The sequence below is a fragment of the Nonomuraea soli genome, assembly GCF_013761175.1.
In the GTDB taxonomy this organism is placed as follows: Bacteria; Actinomycetota; Actinomycetes; order Streptosporangiales; family Streptosporangiaceae; genus Nonomuraea; species Nonomuraea soli.
Genome location: NZ_JACDUR010000015.1, coordinates 22,393 through 45,397, shown reverse-complemented (window position 1 = coordinate 45,397; position 23,005 = coordinate 22,393). Strand labels below are relative to the sequence as shown.

The 23,005-nt window shown below is 69.3% G+C and carries 26 protein-coding genes and 1 pseudogene; 8 read left to right on the top strand and 19 right to left on the bottom strand.

Features of this window, described 5'->3' with window-relative positions; translation table 11 throughout:
• Positions 1–195 precede the first annotated feature (195 nt).
• On the top strand, positions 196–1,005 hold the full coding sequence (locus tag HNR30_RS46320) for a glycosyltransferase (protein WP_220134771.1): 810 nt from the start codon (positions 196–198) through the stop codon (positions 1,003–1,005).
• On the opposite strand, the gene HNR30_RS46315 is transcribed toward HNR30_RS46320, so the two are convergent.
• From HNR30_RS46315 to HNR30_RS46295, 5 genes are all read right to left on the bottom strand, one after another.
• Positions 957–2,075, bottom strand: a complete 1,119-nt coding sequence (locus tag HNR30_RS46315) for a hypothetical protein (RefSeq protein ID WP_181616628.1) — start codon at positions 2,073–2,075, stop codon at positions 957–959. The genes HNR30_RS46320 and HNR30_RS46315 overlap by 49 nt on opposite strands.
• Positions 2,072–2,815, bottom strand: a complete 744-nt coding sequence (locus tag HNR30_RS46310) for a WecB/TagA/CpsF family glycosyltransferase (RefSeq protein WP_181616627.1) — start codon at positions 2,813–2,815, stop codon at positions 2,072–2,074. Before HNR30_RS46310 ends, HNR30_RS46315 begins: the two co-directional genes overlap by 4 nt.
• Before the next feature lie 79 nt (positions 2,816–2,894).
• Positions 2,895–3,245: a hypothetical protein gene (locus HNR30_RS46305; protein ID WP_181616626.1), complete on the bottom strand. Its 351-nt coding sequence runs from the start codon at positions 3,243–3,245 to the stop codon at positions 2,895–2,897.
• Between the two features lie 42 nt (positions 3,246–3,287).
• The gene (locus HNR30_RS46300; protein ID WP_181616625.1) at positions 3,288–3,890 is read right to left on the bottom strand and encodes a GntR family transcriptional regulator; all 603 of its coding nucleotides are present in this window, start codon (positions 3,888–3,890) and stop codon (positions 3,288–3,290) included.
• A complete protein-coding gene (locus tag HNR30_RS46295) occupies positions 3,853–4,803 on the bottom strand; it encodes an EamA family transporter (protein ID WP_181616624.1) in 951 nt (316 codons plus the stop codon). Before HNR30_RS46295 ends, HNR30_RS46300 begins: the two co-directional genes overlap by 38 nt.
• Positions 4,804–4,865: 62 nt before the next feature.
• Here HNR30_RS46295 and HNR30_RS46290 point away from each other — a divergent pair, with 62 nt between their 5' ends.
• Positions 4,866–5,294 carry a guanyl-specific ribonuclease gene (locus HNR30_RS46290; RefSeq protein WP_312895077.1) on the top strand — a complete coding sequence of 143 codons (429 nt, stop codon included), beginning with the start codon at positions 4,866–4,868 and terminating at the stop codon, positions 5,292–5,294.
• Positions 5,291–5,584 carry a barstar family protein gene (locus tag HNR30_RS46285; protein ID WP_181616623.1) on the top strand — a complete coding sequence of 98 codons (294 nt, stop codon included), beginning with the start codon at positions 5,291–5,293 and terminating at the stop codon, positions 5,582–5,584. The genes HNR30_RS46290 and HNR30_RS46285 overlap by 4 nt, the downstream gene beginning before the upstream one ends.
• Before the next feature lie 179 nt (positions 5,585–5,763).
• Here HNR30_RS46285 and HNR30_RS46280 read toward each other — a convergent pair whose 3' ends face one another.
• From HNR30_RS46280 to HNR30_RS46270, 3 genes are read right to left on the bottom strand one after another with little or no spacing between them, the layout of a single operon-like run.
• Positions 5,764–6,246 (bottom strand): GNAT family N-acetyltransferase, encoded by a 483-nt coding sequence (locus tag HNR30_RS46280; RefSeq protein ID WP_181616622.1) that lies wholly within the window; start codon positions 6,244–6,246, stop codon positions 5,764–5,766.
• Positions 6,247–6,256: 10 nt separating this feature from the next.
• The gene (locus HNR30_RS46275; protein ID WP_181616621.1) at positions 6,257–7,150 is read right to left on the bottom strand and encodes a phosphotransferase; all 894 of its coding nucleotides are present in this window, start codon (positions 7,148–7,150) and stop codon (positions 6,257–6,259) included.
• A gap of 51 nt (positions 7,151–7,201) precedes the next feature.
• Positions 7,202–7,546, bottom strand: a complete 345-nt coding sequence (locus HNR30_RS46270; RefSeq protein WP_181616620.1) for an MmcQ/YjbR family DNA-binding protein — start codon at positions 7,544–7,546, stop codon at positions 7,202–7,204.
• A gap of 78 nt (positions 7,547–7,624) precedes the next feature.
• Between HNR30_RS46270 and HNR30_RS46265 the strand changes: the two genes are divergently transcribed.
• Complete coding sequence (locus HNR30_RS46265) at positions 7,625–8,014, top strand: hypothetical protein (RefSeq protein WP_181616619.1); 390 nt, start codon at positions 7,625–7,627, stop codon at positions 8,012–8,014.
• A gap of 45 nt (positions 8,015–8,059) precedes the next feature.
• On the opposite strand, the gene HNR30_RS46260 is transcribed toward HNR30_RS46265, so the two are convergent.
• Together HNR30_RS46260 and HNR30_RS46255 are read right to left on the bottom strand one after the other, a co-directional pair.
• Positions 8,060–9,625, bottom strand: coding sequence for an ABC transporter permease (locus tag HNR30_RS46260; protein WP_181616618.1), 1,566 nt, complete (start codon positions 9,623–9,625; stop codon positions 8,060–8,062).
• Positions 9,622–10,506 (bottom strand): ABC transporter ATP-binding protein, encoded by an 885-nt coding sequence (locus HNR30_RS46255; RefSeq protein ID WP_181616617.1) that lies wholly within the window; start codon positions 10,504–10,506, stop codon positions 9,622–9,624. Before HNR30_RS46255 ends, HNR30_RS46260 begins: the two co-directional genes overlap by 4 nt.
• A 74-nt stretch (positions 10,507–10,580) precedes the next feature.
• Between HNR30_RS46255 and HNR30_RS46250 the strand changes: the two genes are divergently transcribed.
• A complete protein-coding gene (locus HNR30_RS46250) occupies positions 10,581–11,864 on the top strand; it encodes an FG-GAP-like repeat-containing protein (RefSeq protein WP_181616616.1) in 1,284 nt (427 codons plus the stop codon).
• Between the two features lie 17 nt (positions 11,865–11,881).
• Here HNR30_RS46250 and HNR30_RS46245 read toward each other — a convergent pair whose 3' ends face one another.
• Positions 11,882–12,343, bottom strand: a complete 462-nt coding sequence (locus tag HNR30_RS46245) for a winged helix-turn-helix transcriptional regulator (protein WP_220134770.1) — start codon at positions 12,341–12,343, stop codon at positions 11,882–11,884.
• 48 nt (positions 12,344–12,391) lie between these two features.
• On the opposite strand from HNR30_RS46245, the gene HNR30_RS46240 reads away from it, so the two are divergent.
• Positions 12,392–13,192 carry an SDR family NAD(P)-dependent oxidoreductase gene (locus tag HNR30_RS46240; RefSeq protein ID WP_312895076.1) on the top strand — a complete coding sequence of 267 codons (801 nt, stop codon included), beginning with the start codon at positions 12,392–12,394 and terminating at the stop codon, positions 13,190–13,192.
• Positions 13,193–13,640: 448 nt separating this feature from the next.
• Here the strand turns inward: HNR30_RS46240 and HNR30_RS50830 are convergent.
• From HNR30_RS50830 to msrA, 4 genes and pseudogenes are all read right to left on the bottom strand, one after another.
• Positions 13,641–13,748: pseudogene (locus HNR30_RS50830) on the bottom strand (peptide-methionine (S)-S-oxide reductase MsrA); the annotation flags it as partial.
• Between the two features lie 13 nt (positions 13,749–13,761).
• Positions 13,762–14,178, bottom strand: coding sequence for a type II toxin-antitoxin system VapC family toxin (locus HNR30_RS46235; protein ID WP_181616614.1), 417 nt, complete (start codon positions 14,176–14,178; stop codon positions 13,762–13,764).
• Positions 14,175–14,381: a hypothetical protein gene (locus HNR30_RS46230; protein WP_181616613.1), complete on the bottom strand. Its 207-nt coding sequence runs from the start codon at positions 14,379–14,381 to the stop codon at positions 14,175–14,177. Before HNR30_RS46230 ends, HNR30_RS46235 begins: the two co-directional genes overlap by 4 nt.
• Before the next feature lie 48 nt (positions 14,382–14,429).
• The gene (gene msrA / locus HNR30_RS46225) at positions 14,430–15,092 is read right to left on the bottom strand and encodes a peptide-methionine (S)-S-oxide reductase MsrA (protein ID WP_181616612.1); all 663 of its coding nucleotides are present in this window, start codon (positions 15,090–15,092) and stop codon (positions 14,430–14,432) included.
• Positions 15,093–15,190: 98 nt separating this feature from the next.
• Between msrA and rarD the strand changes: the two genes are divergently transcribed.
• Both rarD and HNR30_RS46215 read left to right on the top strand, forming a co-directional pair.
• Positions 15,191–16,111, top strand: coding sequence for an EamA family transporter RarD (rarD, locus tag HNR30_RS46220; protein WP_181616611.1), 921 nt, complete (start codon positions 15,191–15,193; stop codon positions 16,109–16,111).
• A complete protein-coding gene (locus HNR30_RS46215) occupies positions 16,108–16,461 on the top strand; it encodes a hypothetical protein (protein WP_181616610.1) in 354 nt (117 codons plus the stop codon). The genes rarD and HNR30_RS46215 overlap by 4 nt, the downstream gene beginning before the upstream one ends.
• A 511-nt stretch (positions 16,462–16,972) precedes the next feature.
• On the opposite strand, the gene HNR30_RS46210 is transcribed toward HNR30_RS46215, so the two are convergent.
• From HNR30_RS46210 to nuoL, 4 genes are read right to left on the bottom strand one after another with little or no spacing between them, the layout of a single operon-like run.
• Complete coding sequence (locus HNR30_RS46210) at positions 16,973–17,962, bottom strand: polyprenyl synthetase family protein (RefSeq protein ID WP_181616609.1); 990 nt, start codon at positions 17,960–17,962, stop codon at positions 16,973–16,975.
• A gap of 15 nt (positions 17,963–17,977) precedes the next feature.
• Positions 17,978–19,561: an NADH-quinone oxidoreductase subunit NuoN gene (nuoN, locus tag HNR30_RS46205; RefSeq protein ID WP_181616608.1), complete on the bottom strand. Its 1,584-nt coding sequence runs from the start codon at positions 19,559–19,561 to the stop codon at positions 17,978–17,980.
• Positions 19,558–21,135, bottom strand: coding sequence for an NADH-quinone oxidoreductase subunit M (locus HNR30_RS46200; RefSeq protein ID WP_181616607.1), 1,578 nt, complete (start codon positions 21,133–21,135; stop codon positions 19,558–19,560). Before HNR30_RS46200 ends, nuoN begins: the two co-directional genes overlap by 4 nt.
• Complete coding sequence (gene nuoL / locus HNR30_RS46195) at positions 21,135–22,979, bottom strand: NADH-quinone oxidoreductase subunit L (protein ID WP_181616656.1); 1,845 nt, start codon at positions 22,977–22,979, stop codon at positions 21,135–21,137. Before nuoL ends, HNR30_RS46200 begins: the two co-directional genes overlap by 1 nt.
• Positions 22,980–23,005: the final 26 nt, after the last annotated feature.

Genomic DNA, 23,005 nt, shown 5'->3' with positions numbered 1-23,005 from the left:
TAGGCCATAGACGCCTAATGCACCTCATGGGTTGTCATGTTTCACAGAATTCACATTGGCCCCAGGCACCACCCGTCCCCACCGTGATCAATGCTAGATACGAACTAATCTGTCGGGAATGACACAGACTGGCCTGATCCGGACTCAATCGGTCCTTGACGGAACGGTCCAGGAGTGCTTCGTTGCTCTGTTGTGGTGAGCATCGTGATTCCCGCGCACAACGAGGCCGCAGTGGTCGGCCGGTTGCTGTCCGCACTTCAGCCCTCCGAGTTCGACATCGTTGTCGTGGCCAACGGATGCACCGACTCGACGGCCGCCGTCGCCGCCTCGCACGGCGCCCGCGTGATCGAGACGCCCGTCCCGTCCAAACGCGAGGCCTTACGCCTGGGCGACCAGGCCGCTGTCGGTTTTCCCCGGCTGTACGTCGACGCCGATGTGGTGATCGGCGCCGACGACGTCCGCAAGTTGTGTGACGCGCTCGGCGCCGGAGGAGTTCTGGCCTCCGCCCCCGAACGTGATCTCGCGCTCGCCGACCGGCCGCTGGGCGTGCGCTGGTACTACTCCGTCTGGTCGCGGCTGCCCGAGGTCGCCTCCCAGCTCTTCGGACGCGGCGTCATCGCCGTCTCCGAGGAGGGCAACAAGCGCATCATGGAGCTTCCCCAGGTCATGGCCGACGACCTGGCGGCCTCGATGGCGTTCTCCGCCTCCGAGCGGACCGTCGTGCGAGGGGCCAGGGTCGAGATCCAGACCCCGCGCACCGTCGAGGACCTGCTGCGCCGCCGCATCCGCGCCGTCACCAGCGTCGCGGAGTACGAACAGTCGTCGAGTTCCTCGGCCCGCACCGGGCTGGGCGACCTGGCCCGCATCGCCGTGCTGCGCCCGCTCCAGGTGGTGTGGTTCATGACCGTCGCGGTGCTCGCCCGGCGCGCGGGCCGCAAGATGATCGCCGCGGGCGACTACTCCACCTGGCTGCGCGACGAGTCGAGCCGGAATCCCCAGGCGTAGAGGAGCCAGCCCAGCTCGTACGGCCTGCACTCCCTGTCCACCGCCACCGGCGGGTAGACCCGGTCGAGCACGGCCACGCGGGTGCCCTTCTTCAGCCTGGTCGCCGCGGCCCTGACACCTCTGACCAGCTTCTTCGGGTCCTGCCTGGCCGCCTTGCGCCAGGTGAGGTCGTCGAAGACCAGCTTCTCCTGGGTCTCGGGGCGCTCGTGCATCCAGCGCAGGCCCAGCTCGATCTCCTCGATCCGGTTCCTGCCGCCCGCCTCCATCAGGTCGAGCAGCGCCATCGGGCCCATCGACAGCTGGTGCACGCTGTAGACGGGGTAGCCCTCGACCACCGAGCCGTCGCGGGAGTCGTAGTGCCACCACCACTGGCCCTCGGGGCCCTGAGCCTGGCAGATGCGGTCGGCGACCAGCTCGGCCGTCTTGACCGCCTCGGCGTCTCCCGCCCTGGCCAGGGCCTGGATCGGGTAGACCTGGTCGGCGAAGCAGCCGACGTGGCCGCGATACCAGGGCTGGCTCGCGTCCTGGCCGATGACGTGAGGGTAGAGGCCGCCCGCGCCGATGTTGTCGACGATCCTGGACCTGGCCGCCTTGTAGCGGTCGTCGGTGACCTTGGCGGCGGCGAGCGCGGCCAGCACCCACGACGCCTCCACCGTGTAGACGGCGCCCGCCACGTCCACCTCGGCGAGCCTGGCCAGCGCCTCCGCCACCCGGTCGCTGCCGGTCTCGGCCGCCGCCCAGCAGATCAGCCCCACGTCGCCCAGGTTCGTCACCGACGGCAGGCGGTCGACCAGCGCGTCGACCAGCTCGGCCAGGCTGTCTCCGGCCAGGGCCGCACGCTGGCGCGCCTCCGGCACGGTGGCCAGGCCAAGCGCCACGATCGCGCTGTACCTGACGCTGCGCCCCTCGGGCTCGGCGACCCACGAGCCGTCGGCCTGCTGCTTTCCCCGCCGGGTGAAGACGAACTCGCGGTCGCCCTTCACGTAGCCCGGAGTCAGCCCCCGCACGGACATGTCCACCATCTCGGTGACGAATCCGGCCTGATCACCGAGCATGGCGATCCGCGTCACTTGGTCCTCCCCATTCGCTGCTGCGCGATCATCAGGATGAAGCGCGCGTTGGTCTTCAGGTAGCGCGGGCCGAGCCGTACCGGCTCCTGGATCAGCCGGTAGAACCACTCGAGGCCCAGCCGTTGCCAGCTCAGCGGCGCCCGCTTCGTCTGCCCCGACAGGATGTCGAACGAGCCGCCCACCCCGTGGACGACCATCGCCCCCGTGTGCCCGCCCCACTCCCTGACGAAGATCTCCTTCTTCGGCGAGGTCATCCCGAGGAAGAGCAGGTCGGCGCCGCTGTCGCGGATCTCCTGCGCCACCTGCCCGCTCTGCGCGTCGTCGAAGTAGCCGTTGCGCGCTCCGGCGATGACCAGGCCGGGGAACCTGTGGCCGATCTCGGCCGTCATCCGGTCCAGGACTTCCTGCGTGGCGCCCAGGAAGAACGCGCGGTATCCGCGCCGGTCCCCCTCGGCCAGCAGTTCCATGAAGAGATCGACGCCCGCCACCCGTTCGGGCAGCTTGGCGCCGAGCACCCGCGAGGCCCAGACCACGGCCTGGCCGTCGGCCAGCACCAGCTCGCAGGTCTCGACCGACTCGCGTAACAGCGCGTCGGCCCTCATGTTCACCAGCTTCGCCGCGTTGACGACACCGATCGTCAGCGGCCTGCGTAATGCGATGGCGTCGACGCACCGGCGGATGACCTCGTCCATCGTGAGCGGGTCGATCCGAGCGTCGAGCACCTCGCTGCGTAATGTCATGTTTTGCCGCACCCCACCCATACGCCAGCTATTGCAACTTTGTACCAGCCGCGTGCGAGATCAGAAAGGGGGGCGACTTTTAGTCATATTCCAGGTCAGGAAGTGCGCTCGGCGGATCGGGGCTGCGCCAGACCACGACAACGCCATCCATGGCCGACTCGGAAGCCAGATGCAAGCGGTCGAGATCGAAATCTGGCAAATACCTCAAGCGGGCAAGAAAGGTGGCATCAGTGGCGCTTCGCGGCACCACACAACCCTCCCCATCGCGGTCCAGGAGGATGTAGAAAACGTCGGCCTCCGGCTCGGCGCGCACCCGGACCTCGACCACGTCCTCCCACGCTAGGGCTTCGACGCTTCCGTCGGCGTAGTGTCGCGTGACGCCCTCTTCCGTGACGTACACGTAGGAGTCCGGCATCGCATTGCCGTGCATGGCCGCGATTCTCGCGACAACTATGCACATCCCGCAAGAGCCCTACGCCTCCCCCCAGGAATGGCTCAGATGCTCCGCGACCGCCGCTCTGCCGTCACCCTCGGCGATGGCGTCCAGGAGTGCCCGGTGCTCGGACACCAGTTGCTCCCGGTCGGCGTAGGTGTCGCGCAGGCGCACCAGCCCCAGCCGGGTCTCTGCCGCCAGCGTGTTGTACAGCCTGACCAGGCGCGGGCTGCCGACCGCCTCGATCAGCGCCTCGTGCAACGCCATGTGCTCGGCCACCAGCTCCGACCAGGGCGCGTCGGCCTTCAGCGCCATCCGCTCCAGCGCCGCCTGCGCCGCCTCGACCCTGCGGCCCCCGAGCCGGCGCGCCATCAGGTCTTCCAGCGGCCTGCGCACCAGCATCAGATCGTCGAGGTCCGCCAGCGTGACGTCGGGGACATAGGCGCTGCGGTTACGCTCCCTGCGCAGCAGGCCCTCGTGCACCAGCGCCGCGATCGCCTCACGCACCGTCGGCCTGGCCACGCCGTACATCGCCGCGATCTCCTGCTCGGGCAGCGGCGTGCCGGGCTCGATCTCCCCCGACAGCACCCGCTGCCGCAACGCGTCAACCAGCGCGTTGACCGCTGACACCGGCTTCAGCACGAGGTTCCTCTCCGCTTTTCCGCTCCGGTACGGCTACCGCCACGAGGCTAGCGCCCAGGAGCAGCAGTCCGGCCACGGACAACGCGGTCAGGCTCTCGTGCAGCACCAGCAGGCCGAGCAGGGCGGCCACCCCGGGCTCGGCCAGCGCCAGCGTCGCCGCCGTGGCCACCGGCGTGGTGCGCAGGCCCTTGCCGTACAGGAAATAGGCCAGCGCCGTGGTGCCCAGCCCCAGGTAGAGCGCGCCGAGCAGGCTCCTGGGCTCCACTATCCAGCCGGGGCCCGTCCACAGCAGCACCGGCAGCATGACCACCGCGGCGCCGCCGAACATCACGCCCATCACGGCGTTGGAGTCGGCCCCCGCCCCGATGTGACGGGCGGCCATCACCGCGTAGAAGGCGTAGATCAGACCGCCCAGCAGGGCCAGCCCGATGCCGGCGAGGTCCTCGGCCGCCGCGGCGTTGAGGCCGACAGCGTGGTCGCCCCCGCCGCCCCCGGCGCCGCCGACGGCGCCGCCGTCGCCGCCGTCGCCGCCGGCGCCGAGCAGGAGCGCCGCGCAGCCCGCGATCGCCGCCGCCGTGGCCGCGGCCCATCTGCGCGACGGCCTCTGCCCGTGGAGCAGCCAGCTGAGCAGGCCCGTGAAGACCGGGCCGCTGCCGATGGCCACCACCGTGCCGACGGCCACGCCGGTACGGCTCACCGCGGCGAAGAAGCACAGCTGGTAGGCGGCCACGGCCAGCGCCGCCAGGAGCAGGCCCGGCCTCAGCTCGACGCGTGTCCCCCTGGCCAGCACCGCGAGCACCACACCGCCGATGACCAGGCGCGCGGCGGCCACCGAGATCGGGTCCGCGGTGATCAGCAATCCGGCCGTGCCCGCCGTACCCCACAGGACGGCTGCGGCTACCACTTTCCACATGGCATCGATTGTCTGACAACCAGACAAGATTCGTCCAGTCTTTTGCTGGGCAGGCACACAGGGTGAACATCCGGGGACTGCTCGCACCGGTGCTGGCCGCCTCGGCGTTCCTGCGCGGGCTGCTGTCCCTGCGCGGGCTGCTGTCCTTGGGCAGGCTGGCGCTCCTGGGCGGACTGGCGCTCCTGGGCGGATGCGGCGCGACCGCGACGGACGCGCGACCGCTCTCCTCGCTGCCCGCCCAGGCGTCACACACCTGGGAGCTCATCCAGCGAGGAGGACCCTTTCCCTACCCCCGCGACGGCGTCGTCTTCGAGAACCGCGAGCGCCTGCTGCCCGCGCAGCGGCGGGGGTACTACCACGAGTACACGGTGCCCACCCCTGGACGCTCCGACCGCGGCGCCCGGCGGCTGGTCACCGGCGAACGCAACGCCGAGCTTTACTACACCCCGGACCACTATCGGAGCTTCGTCGTGGTGGATGTGACGAGATGAGCCTGGCCAGCTACCAGATCGCGGGCGCCAGTCCCGGCGACGTGATCGCCAAGATCGCGCGCGAGCTGTCGTTTCCCGACTACTTTGGGGGCAACCTCGACGCGCTCTACGACTGCCTGACGGACCTCGGGTGGCTGCCGCCTGGTGACCACATGCTCATCTGGTCGGGGACCAGCGCCCTGGCGGCGGCCGACGCCGAGAGTTACGCGCGACTCGCGGCAGTGCTCACCGACGCGGTCGCCGCCGGAACCGGCACCAACCGGCGCCTGAGCGTCATCTTCTGGCCCTAGCGTCACCTTCTGGCATCGCCTTTCGGCATCGCCTTCTGGCACCTTGGCACCTTCTGGCACCGCCTCTTGGCACCGCCTCTTGGCACCGCCTTCTGGGGGCTTGGCGGCGTCTTCGGGTCCTTGGGGCATCGCCTTCGGATCTTTGCGGCGCCTTTCGGGTCCTGGCGGCGCCAGCGCGGTCAGTCGTCGGCGAGGCGGGCGTGGCGTTCGACGTCGTAGCGCACGCCGTCGTAGAGGAGCTTGCCCCGCTCGATGCCCTCGACCCTGAACCCCGCCCTGGTCGCCACCCGGCACGACGCCGGGTTGTTGGTGCGATGGCCCAGCTCCAGCCGATACAGCCCGCGCTCCTCGAACGCCCACTCGGCCAGCAGCGAGGCGGCGGCCGACGCCACCCCGCGCCCCCTGACCTCGCGCACGGTCCAGTAGGACACCCATCCGTTGAGGTGCCGGTCGATGTCGGTGACCGCGACGTTGCCCACCACCGCGCCGTCGAGGGTGACCGCGAAGGAGTGCTCGACGCTCTTCACCGCGGCCACCCATCCGACCGCGTCCTGGATGGTCACGATCGGCATGGCGGTCTGGCGGCTCATCCCGGGGTCCTGGAAGGCCTTGAGCACCACGGGCGCGTCCTCCTCGCGCCACTCGCGCAGCTCGATCAGCACGGACGTCCTTTCAGAGCGGGAACCTGGCCGTATCCACGGTAATCAGGTCCGCGAAGAACGCCGCATGCCGGGGGTCGGCCCAGTCGTCGTTGCACACCGACCAGACGCCCCACTCCAGCAGCATGTAGGTCAGCGCGGTCGGCCACAGCGCCCGCTCGGTCTCGGTCAGCTCCACGTGCCCGAGGTAGGCGTCGCGGAAGGCCGCCCACTGGTGCTCGTCGAAGAGCGCCGCAGGCTCTCCGGCGAGGTCGTTGTGGAACAGCAGCGTCGCCAGCGCCAGGTCGAGCAGGCGCGGGATGTGCTCGCCGTTGTCGGGATCGATGAGCACCGGCCCCGCTTCGGTGTAGACGAGGTTGACCGCCTTGTAGTCGACGGTCGCGTCGACCGCGGGCAGCCCGGCGTCGCGGATCGCGGGCAGGGTGGTGGACATGAAGGCGCGCAGCAGCGGCGCCAGCCGGTCGAGCACCTGCTCGCGCAGGTCGGGACGGTAGGTGCTCAGGGCCTTGGTGAGCCCGTCGATGTCGTCCTGCACCGACTCCTCGTCGTGGTCGGGCCAGGGGAAGGCGGGCAGCGACCCGCCCGGCTGGGCGTGCAGCCGTCCCAGGAACGCCCCCGCCGCGGCGACGTCGTCGATCGATCCGTCGTAGGCCCGTCCGTCGATCCACGGATAGGCGACCCAGTGGAAGTCGCCGATCTTGTGGGGTCCGGCCAGCGGAGTCACCACGGCGATGCCCTTGCTGTGGAGCTCGCGCACCCAGGGGCCCATGAACTCGGCGTAGTGGGTGCGCTTCACGGCGACCTGGCGGCCCTCGATCTCACCGCGGAAGACGGGAGAGTAGGGATATATCGAATCCTGCGGCTCGATGCCGAACCGCTGGAAGACCTCTGAATAGTCGGCAGTCACCCCGCCGACCCTAGGATGTCGCACTTGTAACGTGCATCCAGTTTTGACCGTTCAGCGTTGGGCCTCGTGCGCGTCGAGCAGCTGCTTGGGCGCCGTCAGGCACCAGGCCTCGTCGACCAGCTCCTCCAGCTCGTCGCGGTCGATGCGGTCGAGGTAGACCACGACCCAGCCGAATCTGCCGGCGGTGAACTGGATCTCGAACACCTCGGGCCGCTCGGCCACCAGCGCCAGCTGCTCGGCGATCGTCGCCTTCAGACCGACCGTGCGGGTCTTCTCCCACAGGTAACCGAAGCCCTTGCCGCGCACCTTGATCGCGGTCCACTCGCCGCCGTCGCTCAGCTTGACCTCGGGCAGGCCTTCCACGATCTCCAGGAACTCATCGACACTCACACCCATGCGGTGATGAAACCAGACGGCACCGACAGTCCGCCAAGGGTGATGCGATACTTCCGGATTGTGCCGAGAACCGTGCGCGTGGCCCAGCTGCTGATCTTCCTCCAGGCGGCCTTCAGCCTGCTCACCATCGGTCAGCTCGTCGCGGGCATCGGCGCGGCCGCCCCGCTCATCGTGCTTCTCCTGGTCGCCGCGCATGTCCCCTGGATCGTCGCGGGGTGGCTGGCGGGGCGGTGGCGCGCGCCCCGGCCGTGGCATCTGGGGGCCGCGCTCGCGATGCAGGTCGTGGGTGGCGGCGTCGGGGAAACGATGGGGCTTCTCGAAGGGGAGGAGCTCAGCGGACTGACCGACGGCACGTTTGCGATGACCTCGGCCGTCGTAATCCTGCTCGTCATGCCCGCCTCCTTCGCTTGGTTCCGCAAGCCCGTCGACGCGGCGCCCGAGATGAGCACCGCCGCCCCGACGCCGTAACCGAGCACCCGTCCCGCGCCCCGGACGAGCGCCCCTCCCCGCCCCTCAGACAAGCGCCCGCCGTCGCAGCCCGCCCAGCCCCGCCGCGACCAGCGCCGCCGTCACCGCGAGCATGATCACCAGCGGCACCACCGTGAACGCCTCCCCCGAGACGACCATCGGCAGGTTCGGATAGGGCACGAAGAACTTGGCGATCCAGTAGTCGATCCCCAGGATCGGCCCCAGCACCTCGCCGAAGAGGTTGACGAACAGGAAGCCCGCCCAGCTGATCGCCGCCGCCGCTTTGGGCAGCAGCCCGAAGGCGGCCACCCCGAACCCCGCCATGATCCACGTCGCGGGGACCTGGACCAGCGCGCCCGCCAGCACCTTGCCCGGCTGCCCGACGGCCAGCCCCATGGCCAGACCTGCCGCCGTCAGGATCGCCGCGCTGCCCAGCAGGGCGATCGCCAGGTGACCGGCCGCCCAGCGCAGCCGGTCGACCGGCCCGGCGAGCAGCAGTTCCGCCCGTCCCGACAGTTCCTCGTTGCGCATCCGCAGGACGGCCAGCAGCGGGTACAGCGCCGAGACGTAGCCGAGGCTCAGCACGATCAGCCACAGGTAGGCGTCGGTCATGGTGGCCTCGGGGCCGCCGGTGTAGCGGCGGAAGAACTCCTCGATCGCGGCGCCCTGCCGCGACACCTCGCCGATCGAGGCGGCCAGGGCTCCGAAGACCAGTCCCGCGACCGTGTAGCCGATGGTCCAGCCGGCCAGCAGTCCGCGGTGCAGCCTCCAGGCGAGGGCCAGGGGGCTGCTCAGCCGTACGGAACCCGCGGGTCCCGGCCGTTCGGGCAGCAGGCCGGCGCCCAGGTCGCGCCGGCTGTTGAGCCGTACGGCCAGCATGATCGCGGCCGCGCAGAAGGCGACGCTGATCCCGAGCACCGCGAAGTCGTTGTCGCCGTACGGCCTGGCCAGGTGCGACCAGCCCTGCGGCGACAGCCACTTCAGCGCGCTCACCCCGCTGCCGTCGGCGGCGAATCGCAGCAGGTAGCTGAGTCCCAGCCCGAGCCCGGCCAAGCCGATCGCGGCGCGGGCGCTGCGGGTGAGCTGCGCCGCCACGGCGCCGATGCCGAGGAAGGCCAGGCCGGCGGCGGTGACGGCGGCGCCGAAGGCGAGCGAGCCGGTGGTGTCGGCGCCCGCCTTGATCATCGCGACGGCGGTGATCAGTCCGGCGAGCACGGCCGAGGCCGCGGTGACGGCCAGCGCGGCGGCCAGCGGTGCGAGCCGGCCGACGACCCCCGCCCCGACCAGCTCGGCGCGGCCGCTTTCCTCCTCGCCGCGCGTGTGGCGGACGATCGTCAGGATCATGATGAGGCCGAGGACGGTGTAGATCGCGTCGGCGTTCTTCCACACCGCCATGCCCGCCACGGTGGCCGAGTGGACCTCTCCCGCGAAGGCCGTCAGCGCCCTGTTGCCCGCCATCTCGGCGGCGAAGGCCCTGATGTCGGGGATCTGCGCGGCATAGCGTCCGTACTGCCCGGCGGCGAGGACGGCCAGCAGGAGGATCCACAAGAGGGCGACCAGCCGTTCCCTGCGGATGATCAACTTGGCGAGGGTCCAGGTCCCGGTCATCATCGCTCGCTCCCGTAGTGCCGCATGAACAGGTCTTCCAACGAAGGCGGACGGCTGGTCAGGCCGACGATCCCGGCCTGTGCCAGGCGCTCCATGGCCTTGCCGAGGTCCTCGCCCGCCACCTGGAAGGTCAGCCTCGTGCCGTCGGCCACCAGGTCGTGGGCCCACGGCAGATCGGGTGCCGGGCCGGCGAGCTCGACATCGATCCTGGTCATCGTCAGGTGCCTGAGCTCGGCCAGCGTGCCCGCCTCCACCGTGCGGCCGTTCCGGATGATGCTCACCCGGTCGCACAGCGCCTCGACCTCGCTCAGGATGTGGCTCGACAGCAGGATCGTGCGGCCCTGGGCCTTCTCCTCCGCCACGCACCGCTGGAAGGTCGCCTCCATCAGCGGGTCGAGCCCCGAGGTCGGCTCGTCCAGGATGAGCAGGTCCGCGTTCGACGCGAACGCCGCCACGAGCGCCACCTTCTGCCTGTTGCCCTTGGAGTAGGCCCTGGCCTTCTTCCGCGGGTCCAGCTCGAATCTCTCGACCAGCTCGCGCCTGCGCCCCTCGTTGAGGCCGCCGCGCAGCGTGCCGAGCAGGTCGATCGCCTCCCCGCCCGTCAGCGCGGGCCAGAGGTTCACGTCGCCGGGCACGTAGGCCAGGCGCCGGTGCAGGCGGGTGGAGTCCTTCCACGGGTCCCCGCCGAGCAGCACGGCGCTGCCGCGGTCCGGGCGCATGAGGCCGAGAAGGATGCGGATGGTGGTCGACTTGCCCGCGCCGTTCGGACCGAGGAAGCCGTGCACCTCCCCTGTGTTGACGGTCAGGTTCAACCCGTCGAGTGCGTGTGCCCGGCCGAAGCTCTTGTGCAGCCCGGTGACGGCGATCGCGGTGGTGGTGTTCACAGGTCAAGACGCTAGAAGCGACCGCTTTCTCCGGGTATCGGACATCTGCCCTATGTTCCGGCTAGGGTGCCGACATGACCTCTCGCGCCCTGGCCGTGGCGCTGGCACTGGTGCTCCCCGCCGTCACCGTCGAGCCCGCCACCGCCGCCGCGGCGCCTCCCATCCGGGGCGACGTCAACGGCGACGGCGGAGCCGACCTCGTCGTCGCCGGAACCGGCAACCTCACCATCCAGTCGCTGCGCGGCAGACCCGTCACCCTCCCCCAGGCGGCCACGGCGCTGTCCACCGGCGACTTCGACGGCGACGGCCTCGCGGACGTGGCCACCGGAGCCTCGGGCAAGGTCACCATCAGGTACGGCACACGCGGCCCCGCCTACGTCTCCCGCACCGCCCACTTCACCCCCGGCCAGGGCGGCGTGCCCGCACTCGGCACCGGCCACGGCTTCGGCAACGCGCTGACCACCTCCGACTTCAACCGCGACGGCTTCACCGACCTCGCCGCCGGCGCACCCGAGACCACCCTCGGCAGTGCGGCCGTGCACGGCGGCGCCGCGATCGTCCTGTACGGCTCCCGCCGCGGCCTCACCGCCGCCCGCGCCCTCAGGCTCAGCGAGAACACCCCGGGCGTGACAGGGTTCAGCCAGCACAGCCGCCTGTTCGGCGCCGCGCTCGCAGCCGGCGACGTGACCGGCGACGGCTACCCCGACCTCGTCGTCACCGCCCCCTCCGGCCGCCCCGGCTTCGACATCGGCGGCGCCGTCCACCTGTTCAAGGGCTCGGCCAAGGGCGTCACCCTCGCCGGCGACACCATGGTCACCAGCGGGAACGTCGACGGGCGCGTGATGAACATCCACGACTGCTCGGGCGGCGCGCAGGGAGCGGACGACAAGACCAAGACCGGGATGTGCACACGCGAGGCCTTCGGGTGGTCCGTACGGGCCGGGCGCTTCTACGGGGGCAAGTACGCCGACGTGGCCATCGCCTACGGCGGCGGCAGGCTCGTGGTGATGCGCGGCGGGCCCGGCGGGATCTCCCGCAGCCGGATCACCAAGGTGACCGTGCCCGGGCTGCTGCCCGCCACCGCCGGGGCCCTGGCCGCCGGCGACATCGACAAGGACGGCCGCTCCGACCTCGTGGCCGCCACGAAGAGCGAGGTCGTTGTGCTGCGCGGCTCCGCCGGCGGGCTCCGGGAGTCGCAGCGCCTGGCGGTGGCCGGGGCCACGGTGGCGCTGATCGACGTGGACGGCGACTCGTCGCCGGAGCTCGCAGCGGCGACGGGGGCGGCGGTGCAGGTGCACTGGTTCAGGGGCGGCAAGTCCCGCAACGTCCCGATCCCCGGCACCTTGATCGCCCGCTAGCCCTCTCCCCAGGCCCGTCACCCCTCCGCCCTTCGCGCCTCCGCCCTTCGCGCCTCCGCTGCTCTCGTCTCCGCCCCTGGTGCCTCCGCCCCTCGTGCTTCCGCCATTTCCGGCGCATGCCGTACCGCCCAATCGGCCAGCGCCGACAACGGCTCCAGCAGCGACACCCCCAGCTCCGTCAGCCCGTACTCCACCCCCGGCGGAACCGTCGGATGCACGTGCCGCCACACCAGCCCGTCATCCTCCAGCCCCCTCAACGTGCGCGTGAGCATCCGCTGGCTGATCCCCTCGATGGCCCGGTGCAACTCGTTGTACCGATGCGCCCGCCCACCCAGCAGGATCACCACCAGCATGCTCCACTTGTCGCCCACCCGGCGGAACACCTCACTCGCCGGACACGCCGCCAGCTCATCCATCGGCACCGGCCGCGGCAACTCGTGAGCGAGCACGGAGGGCACACGCGTGTTCGTATCAGACATGAAACTGCCTTCTTCCCGCTTCAGCTGCCGTCTCGCACGATGGGTGCCGTGCCCAAGAACGTAGTCATCAGCGGCGGCACCAGCGGCATGGGCCGCGCCACCGCCCTCGAGCGCCTCGACCGCGGCGACACGGTCACGGTGATCGGATCATCGCCCAGCACCCTGCCTTCGCACCCCAACCTGCACACGATCCAGGCCGACCTGTCGTCGATCGCCGAGGTGGAACGCGTCGTCACCCACCTCTCAAGACACTACGACGCCATCGACGCCCTCGCCCTGTTCGCCAACCGCCCCAGCCCCCACCGCCGCGAGACGCCCGACGGCCTGGAGTACACCTTCGCCCTGTACTACCTGAGCCGCTACCTGCTCAGCCACCGCCTCGCACCCCTGCTCGACGCCGCCCCGCACCCCGTGATCGTCAACGTCGCGGGCGTCGGCACCACGGCGGGCCGCATCCACTGGGACGACCCCCAGCTCACCCGCGGCTACGGCCAGATCCGCGCCCAGCTCCAGGCGGGCCGCGCCAACGACCTGCTCGGCGTCGACTTCGCCACCCGCTCGTCGAGCAAGGCCCGCTACCTGCTCTACCACCCCGGCTTCACCCGCAGCGGCGTCGACAACCACCCGTCCCCCGTGGTGCGAGCCTCACTCAAGCTCCTGGGCAAGCTCTTCGCCCGCCCGGTGACGGCCTCGGCCAAACCGATCGTCGAGTGGATCGACCACCCGCCGCCGGATCCCCTCACCGCCATCGACCGCGGCAAGAAGCTCGACCTGTCACTCACAACCCTCGCCCCCACCGACGCTGCCCGCCTGGCGTCGTACACCGAGAGCCTGCTGAGCCGGCTCTGATCGACACCCAGGAACGAGATACTCCTTCGCCGACACCCCGAAGCCCGCTCATGCGCTGGTCACCGTGACAGCCGCCCTGCTGTACACATCCCTCCTCCCACTCCCGCCGCGTCTCCTTCCGCCTCGCGCAAGCGGAAGGTGAACGAGCACAGACCGTCAGAGTTTTCTACGCCAAAGACAGCCAGGCGGAGTTGGAGCGCCTGAGCACCTTCCGCCGCCTGGTGATCGCCAAGAACGTCCGGCTTCCGTGGCGCGTGACGACAACGCTCAGGCAAGGCCAATGCGTGCTGCTGGGTGCAGGCGACGGGGTGGAGGGCGTGACCTACCGGCTGGACACGTTCATCGACGGGAAGAAGGCGTCCAGCCGGGTGCACTGGGTGGCCAAGAAGACGGTCTGCGCCTGATCCACCGATCCCCACACCGGCCGCGAACACGGCCCGCCCGTGGTCTACGCCTCACCAGAGGTCAGACCGACCGGACAGGAGACCCCCGTCCCCCCACTCCCGCAGTAGCCGCCGGGATCCTTGTACAGACACCGCTGGTGGTAGTGGCTTGCCTCAAGCAGCAATTCACAGCTTCTCAGGGAGCAAGCTCAGCGAGCTCGTGTGAGCAGGCCTCACTACGGTGAAGTGGCGACGATCAAGCGTGGCAACCTCGCCGACGTTCAGTCGCTCAGCAATCGCGATCACGGAGGCATCCACGGCCCCCAGAGGCAGACTCGAATATTGCTCAACAAGGTGGCCCATCCGCGCGAGATCCGCATGCTCCAGATCCACAAGCGCCAGACCGGAGCCGAACGACTTCAGGAAAGCAGCCTCAGCACTACTACCCTGGCGCCTTTCGACGAGCTGACAAACCTCAGTGACGACCGTCGACGGGACCAGCAGAGGGCCCGGGTGTGTCCGCAGAAGTCGCACGCATGCAACATGGTGCAGGTCACGACTGTTGATCGCGGCAATCAGCGGGCCCGAGTCGAGAACGATCACGGAGAGGAATTGTCCTCCGAGCGGAGGATCTCCTCAGCTCGTTCCGCGAAGTCGGGCTCCGCCTCCAAGGTGCCGATGAACGGCAAGTCTCGAACGATAAGTGGTTCCGCCAACTGCTCACGCACAAGACGGAGCAGTGGACCCACCTTCTCTTCCGGCAGTCGATCCACTAGGTGATGGAGCTCCTCGCGCATCACGCTCATACTTCGAGTCTAGAAGACGCAGGCCCTTCCCCATCAGACCGCGTCGATTCAAGCCTCCCCAGACGTCAAACCCACCGGACAGGAGACCCCGGTTCCCCCGATCCCGCAGTAGCCGCCCGGATTCTTGTACAGATACTGCTGGTGGTAATCCTCCGCGAAGAAGAACGGCCCCGCCGGTGCGATCTCCGTGGTGATGTCCCCGTATCCCGCCGCGCCCAGCACCTTGCCGTAAGCGTCACGCGAAGCCAGCGCCGACTTCTCCTGCTCGGGCGAGTGGAAGTAGATCGACGACCGGTACTGCGTGCCCACGTCGTTCCCCTGGCGCATCCCCTGCGTGGGGTCGTGCGCCTCCCAGAACACGCGCAGCAGTTCCTCGTACGACACCTTGGCCGGGTCGAACACGACCCTGACCACCTCGGTGTGCCCGGTGCGCCCGCTGCACACCTCTTCGTACGTCGGGTTGGGGGTGTATCCCCCCTGATAGCCCACCGCGGTGGCCACCACGCCCGGCGTCTGCCAGAACTTGCGCTCGGCGCCCCAGAAGCAGCCCAGCCCGAAGTCGGCGATCTCCACGCCTTCGGGGTACGGCGGAGCCAGCGGGGCGTCGAGCACCGCGTGCCGCGCGGGCACGGGCATCTCGTCTGAGCGCCCCGGAAGAGCGTCGGAAGGGGAGACCATGGAGGTCTTGTTCGTGCCGAAAAGCCAGCCCATGTCATCAGCTTACGTCACCGGATGCTGAAGCAGCGCTTAACTGTCCGGATATCAAGACTTATTTGTCATTAAGCTGGTAACCAGCGAAAATGTCTTTCATGCCTGACTATCGCCGTGGGGTGCTCTTCGGAATCGCGGCCTACGCCATGTGGGGGCTCTTCCCCCTGTACTGGCCGCTGCTCAAGCCGTCCGAGCCGCTCGAGATCCTCGCGCATCGCATGGCGTGGTCGCTGGTGGCGGTGGTGGCCATCCTGGCCGTCCGGCGGCACTGGTCGTGGTTCAGGGAGCTGGTCAAGCAGCCGAAGACGATGGGACTGCTCGCGCTCGCGGCGGTGCTCGTCTCGCTCAACTGGCTGACCTACATCTACGCCGTCAACAGCGGCCAAGTGGTGGAAAGCGCACTCGGCTACTTCATCAATCCCCTCGTCAGCGTGCTCTTCGGGGTCCTGCTGCTCAAGGAGCGGCTGCGCAGCCTGCAGTGGGTGGCCGTCGGTTTCGGCGCCCTCGCCGTCGTCGTGCTCGCCGTCGGGTACGGCAGGCCGCCGTGGATCGCCCTCATCCTGGCGATGAGCTTCGGCGTCTACGGGCTGGTCAAGAAGAAGGCCAACGTCGGCGCCGCCGAGAGCCTCACCGTCGAGACGCTCGTACTGCTCGCCCCGGCGCTGGCCTACCTCGTCTACCTCGAGACGCAGGGCACCGCGACCTTCGGCCACAGCACCCCGTGGCACGCGCTCCTGCTCGCCGGAGCGGGCGTGATCACCGCGGTGCCGCTCCTGTGCTTCACCTCGGCGGCGATCCGGGTGCCGCTGAGCACGATCGGACTGCTGCAGTACATCGCACCTGTCCTGCAGTTCCTGGTGGGCGTGCTGATCGCCCAGGAGACGATGCCGGTGAGCCGGTGGCTCGGGTTCTCTATCGTGTGGCTGGCGTTGGCGATCTTCAGTTACGACAGCCTGCGTACGGCACGGCGGGCGCGCAAGGCTCTGGCGGAGGGGCCCGGCCTGGTCGCGTCACGATGATCGCCGGGATCTACGCGGGGGATGTGCAGGTGTTCCGGTTCTACCGGGACGGCATGGTGCTCGACGCCCTCGTACGGCCCGCACCCGGAGCCGCCGACGGTGAGGCGATCGCCCAGTGGCTGGTGCCGGAGGCCGCGACGCCCGGGCGTGGGATCTACGTGGCTCGGTATGCGGTGAGGGACGGGGTGCTGCGCTTCACGACGCGCAGCCACCTGCGGGACGAGGTGGTGGAGGTGGAGGCTCGCGTGGGCCGCGACCAACTCACGCTCACCCGCCGAGATGGCGGCCGCCGCACGAACGGCCTGCGCTTCGAGCGCATCCACAGCGGGGGCAGCAGCGGCCCCCGCTAACGTGCTGCCTCTACACGCCGCGAAGACCCGTCTGCACGAAGCTCCGTGTAGGCGCTCGTCAGCACGAGGCTCCCGTGCAAGGGCTTCGTCAGCACGGGAGTTCCATGCAAGGGCTCGGGCAGGGGCCCGGGGGGCGAGGGCCTGCGCCGAGGGCAGGGGCCCCGGGGCACGGAGCCGCGGCCTCGGACCGGCGGAGACGAACCCGCGGACGCGGATCTACGGGCACGGAGCTGCGAGCGCGGACCTACGGACGCGGACCTACGAGCACGGAGCTGCGGGCACGGAGCTGCGGGCACGGAGCTGCGGGCACGGAGCTGCGGGCACGGAGCTGCGGGCACGGAGCTGCGGGCCGCGAGCGCTACCTAGGCCGCCCGCTCGAAGCCGCCCTCGATCGGCGCCTCCCCGGGAGGCCGGCAGCCGCCGAAGCCGTGTCCGTCGCGCCGCAGTCAGCCGGAGCCGAAGCCGAAGGCGAAGGAGCGCCCCCGCTGCGCCGCCGCAGCGTTCTCGACCGTCAGCCGGAGCGCTCCACGACGTAGTCGCACAGCGCGAGGAACGCCTCCCGAGCCGGAATGTCCGGCAAGGCCGAAAGGTCGTTGCGCGCCCGGTCCACCCACGCGTGGAGCTCGGCCCGAGCCTCAGCCATCGCCGTGGAGCCCCGTAGCAGCGTGAGAGCCTCCTCCAGGTCCTCGTCGGCCACGGGCCCCGACAGGAGCTCCTTCAGCCGCGACGGCTCGCTGGAGCGCAGCACGTACAGCACCGGCAGGGTGCGGATCCCCTCGCGCAGGTCGGTGCCGGGTGTCTTGCCCGACTGCGACGACGAGGAGGCCACGTCGAGCAGGTCGTCGCCGAGCTGCCAGGCGACGCCGATGGCCTCGCAGGCGCGGCTGATGCGTTCCTCGACGTCGGAGGGAGCGCCGGCCAGCAGGGCGCCGAAGCGGCCTGAGGCGGCGATCAGGGAGCCGGTCTTGTCGGCGAGCACGTTGATGTAGTGGGAGACCGCGTCCTCACCGGGCCGGACGCCGATGGTCTCGCGGATCTGACCCTGGACCAGGCGGGAGAAGGTCTGCGCCTGGATGCGGATGAGCGCGGGCCCGAGGTCGGCGAGGATCTCCGAGGCCTGGGCGAACAGGTAGTCGCCGGTCAGGATGGCGACGGTGTTGCCGAAGCGCGTGTTGGCCGACTCCGAGCCCCGCCGTACGGTCGCCTCGTCCATGACGTCGTCGTGGTAGAGCGAGCCGAGGTGGGTGAGCTCGATGACCACGGCGCCGGGCACGACGCCCGGCGCCGACGGGTCTCCGAACTGGGCGGCGAGCAGCACCATGAGGGTGCGGAAACGCTTGCCGCCTGCTTCGATGAGGTGCTTGGAGGCCTCGGTGACGAAGGCGTCCTCGGTCTCGACAGAGGACCGCAGGAGCTTCTCGACCGAGGCCATCCCGGTGGACAGATCCTGCGCCAACCTTTCGTCGACGATCGGAAGGTCAACCACGGGTGGCGCAGCCATCTAAATCCCCCTACTTCACCGGATGAACAGGCCAGAGGCCGCATCTCTGGCGATGTCCAGAATAGGCTGCGGGAAAACACCCGCGATAACCGTCACTGCCATCGCCACACCGATTACGAACTGCAGGCTGAACGAGGGCGCCACCACGGTGGGCCCGTCGGCCGCCGGCTCGCTGAAGAACATCAGCACGATGACGCGCACGTAGAAGAAGGCGGCGATCGCCGAGGCGATCACACCCACCACCACGATGCCGGCCATCCAGCCGCCCAGCGAGTCGCCCGTCTCGTTACCGCTGCCCAGGGCGGCGGCGAACACGGCGTACTTGCCGAAGAACCCACTGGTCAGCGGGATGCCCGCGAAGGCCAGCAGGAAGAAGGCGAACGTGCCCGCCAGCAGCGGCGAACGCTTGCCCAGGCCGGCCCAGCGCGACAGGTGTCCTGCCTCGCCGCCGGCGTCTCGCACCATGGTGACCACCGCGAAGGCGCCGACCGTGGTGAAGCCGTAGACCAGCAGGTAGAACAGGATCGCCGACAGCGACTTGGAGTTGCCGTCAGCCGAGTCGTAGGTGGCCATCACGCCGATCAGCAGGAAGCCCGCGTGAGCGATCGAGGAGTAGGCCAGCATGCGCTTGATCTCGGTCTGCGTGATCGCCAGGACCGCGCCGACGAGCATGGTGAGCGCCGCGACGCCCCACATGACCGGGCGCCAGTCCCAGTCCATGTTGCCCAGCGCGACCCAGAAGACCCGCAGCACCGCGCCGACGGCCGCGACGAGGACGCCGGAGGCCATGAGCGCCGTGATGGGCGTGGGCGCGCCCTGGTAGACGTCGGGCTTCCAGGCCTGGAACGGAGCCGCACCGATCTTGAACATCAGGCCGACGCCGAGCAGCGCCAGACCGACGAGCAGGAGCGGGTCGAGCAGCGCGCCCGTGGCGAGAGCGGTGCTGATCTTGGCGAGCTCGACGGAGCCGGCGTAGCCGTAGATCAGCGCCGTGCCGTACAGGAAGAACGCCGAGGAGAAGGCGCCCAGCAGGAAGTACTTCAGCGACGCCTCCTGCGAGAGCAGGCGGCGACGGCGGGCCAGGCCGCACATGAGGTACAGCGGCAGCGACATGACCTCGAGCGCCACGAACATGACCAGCAGGTCGTTGGAGGCGGGGAAGAGCATCATGCCGCCGACGGCGAAGAGCACCAGCGGGTAGATCTCGGTGTGGGCGAAGCCCTCGCGCTCGGCCTCCTCCTCGTCGGAGGAACCGGGTACGGCTGCCGCCGAGGCCACGAAGTGGTCCTCGTCGTTGATCAGCAGCACCGAGACGAACGCCAGGACGATGATGACGCCCCAGATGAACAGCGCCGGGCCGTCGACCGCCACCGCACCCATGGCGACGGCGGATGTGGGAACGCCGGTCTTCGCTACCTGCCACACGACCAGAGCGAAGGCGCCGATCAGACCGACCAGCGTGAGCGGCAGGTGGATGGACCTGCGAAGGTAGCGAGGCGCGAAGGCCTCGACGAGTACCCCGATCACGGCCATGCCGAAGATCAGCAGCAGAGGCGCGAGCGTGCCGTACTCGATGGTAGGTGCCGGAATCGTATTCACTCGCCCGCACCCTTCTCAGCGACAGCGGGATTGTCGACCTTGACGTTGACCAGGGTGTCGGTCACCGCGGGCCGGATGATGTCGAGCAGCGGCTTGGGGAAGAAGCCGAAGCCGATGATCAGCGCCAGCAGCGGGGCGACGACCCACAGTTCGCGCTTGCTCAGGTCCTTCATGCCGGACACCGACTCGGCGGTGGGGCCGTGCAGCGTGCGCTGGACCATCCACAGGATGTAGACGGCGGCCAGGATGACCGCGAGCGCGGAGACGATCGCCGCCACCGCCAGCGCGCCGCTGCCGAACGCGGTGCTGGAGTAGGTGCCGATCATGACCATGAACTCGCTGACGAAGGACGACAGTCCCGGCAGGGACAGTCCGGCCAGACCGGCGATGAAGAACGCACCGGCCAGCAGCGGCGCCACCTTCTGCACGCCGCCGTAGTCGGCGATGTACGGCGAGCCGCGGCGGGCGATGAGGAAGCCCGCGGCCAGGAAGAGCATGCCGGTCGCGAAGCCGTGGTTGACCATGTAGAGGGTCGCGCCCTCCTGTGCGGTCTGCGACATCGCGAAGACGCCCATGGCGATGAAGCCGAAGTGCGAGATCGAGGTGTAGGCGATCAGGCGCTTCATGTCGGTCTGGCCGATCGCCACGATGGCGCCGTAGATGATGCCCACCACCGACAGCACGATCACCAGCGGCGTGGCCCACTTGGACGCCTCGGGGAACAGCTCGAGGCAGAAGCGAAGCATGCCGTAGGTGCCGACCTTGTCGAGCACGCCGACCAGCAGGACCGCCGCACCGGCCGGAGCCTGCGCGGCCGCGTCGGGCAGCCAGGTGTGGAACGGCACCAGCGGCGCCTTGATCGCGAAGGCGATGAAGAAGCCCGCGAACAGCCACTTGGCGGTGCCGGAGTCGATCGTCTGGGTCTTCAGCGCCTCGATGATGTCGGGGAACATGAAGGTGCCGTTGGCAAACAGCGGCTGCCCGTCGCCGCCGACCCAGCTCGTGGTGACCACGTAGAGGCCGATGACCGCGACCAGCATGAGCAGGCCGCCGAACAGGGAGTACAGCAGGAACTTGATGGCCGCGTAGGACCGCTGCGCCCCGCCGTACGACCCGATCATGAAGTACATCGGGATCAGCATGGCTTCGAAGAAGACGTAGAACAGGAAGATGTCGGTGGCCGCGAAGACACCGACCATCATCGCCAGCAGCGCCAGCATCAGGGCGAAGTACGTCTTCACGGAGTACTTGGCGTGCGGCGCGTCCGCGTCGTGCCACGAGGCCGCGATCACGATCGGGGTGAGCACCGCGGTCAGCCCGATGAGGACCAGCGCGATGCCGTCGACGCCGAGGCCGAACTTCACGCCAAAGGCGGGGATCCAGTCAGCCTCGAAGACGAACTGGAAGCGCTCGCCACCCGGCTTGAACTGGAAGGCCATGACCAGGGTGAGGGCCAGCACGACCAGGGAGGTCGCCAGGGTGAGCCACTTGGCCGCGGACTTGGGCGCCACACCCACGACCACGGCGCCCACCACAGGCACCGCGATCAGCAGTGGTAGCCAGAGTGACGTCATCACAGGTTCCCAACGAGGAGCAGGGCGCCGGTCAGGAGGGCGGCACCGAACAGGATGGACAGCGCATAGGTTCTCGCGAATCCGGTCTGGACCCTGCGGAGCCTGCCGGAGGAGCCGCCGATCGTCGCGGCCAGGCCGTTGACCAGGCCGTCGATGCCACGGTTGTCGAAGAACACCGCGAGGCGGGTCAGCCACTGGCCGGGGCGCATGAACAGCGACTCGTTGAGCGCGTCGCCGTACAGGTCACGACGGGCGAAGGTGGTGAGGAACGAACCGCGCGGGGCGGTGACGGGGACCTCGGCCTTGCCGTACTTGAACCAGGCGATGACGACACCCACGGCGACCAGCGCCAGGGTGGACAGGCCGGGCACGCTGAACGGGTGGAAGGCGGGCACGAAGTCGCGCGCGCCGCCGACCGCCGGAGCCAGCCACTGGTAGAGGCGGCCGCCGAGCACCAGGAAGGCGCCGAGCCCGATCGCACCGATCGACAGGATGATCAGCGGAACCGTCATGACCGCCGGCGACTCGTGCGGGTGGGCGTCCTTGTCCCAGCGCGCCTTGCCGAAGAAGGTCATGAAGATCATGCGCGACATGTAGAAGCCGGTCAGACCGGCACCGGCCACCGCGAGCCAGCCCATGACCGGGTTGTGCTCGATCGCGGTCTCGATGATGCCGTCCTTGGTGAAGTAACCGGACAGCAGCGGGAAACCGATGATCGCGAGGTAGCCGATGATGAAGGTGATCGCGGTGACCTTCATCTTGGAGAACAGGCCGCCGTACTTGCGCATGTCGACTTCGTCGTTCATGGCGTGCATGACCGAACCGGCGCCGAGGAACATGTCGGCCTTGAAGAAGCCGTGCGTGATCAGGTGGCCGATCGCGAACGCGTAGCCGACCGGGCCGAAGGCCGCGCCCAGCATCATGTAGCCGATCTGCGACATGGTCGAGCCGGCGAGGCCCTTCTTGATGTCGTCCTTGGCGCAACCGATGATCGCACCGGCGAGCAGCGTGGCGGTGCCGACGATGCCGGCGACCAGGGCCGCGGTGGAGCCGAGCGGGAAGAAGAATGCACCCGAGCGGACCACGAGGTAGACACCGGCGGTGACCATGGTCGCCGCGTGGATGAGGGCCGAGACCGGAGTCGGGCCCTCCATCGCGTCGAGCAACCAGGACTGCAGCGGGAGCTGGGCGGACTTGCCGCACGCACCCAGGAGCAGCAGGAGGCCGATCGCGGTGACGGTGCCGTTCTGCTCGATCGTCGCGTCACCCAGCCCGGCGAAGGACAGCGTGCCAAACGTGGTCCACATGACGAACATGCCGACCAGGAGGCCGAAGTCACCGACACGGTTGACGATGAAGGCCTTCTTGGCCGCGACCGCGGCCGACGGCTTGAAGTACCAGAACCCGATCAGCAGGTAGGACGCGAGACCCACGCCCTCCCAGCCAATGAAGAGCCCGACGTAGTTGTCGGCCAGCACCAGCAGGAGCATCGCCGCGACGAACAGGTTGAGGTAGGCGAAGAACCGCCGACGCTCGGGGTCGTGCGACATGTAGCCGATCGAATAGATGTGGATCAGTGATCCGACACCCGTGATCAGCAGTGCGAAGCTGATCGACAACTGGTCGACCAGCAGGCCCATGTCGACCATGCCGGGAATGAACTCGTACAGGTGCACGGCCTGCCGACGCTGCTCGGGGTCGAGTCCCAGCAACTGGACGAGGGCGAGCACGGCCACCACGAAGGCGCCGAGTGACATGGCGACACCGAGCAGATGTCCCCACTTGTTGGTGCGGCGACCACCGATGAGGAGGATCGCAGCGCCCACCAGGGGCAGAGCGATCATCAGCCAGGAGAACCCGATCACACCGC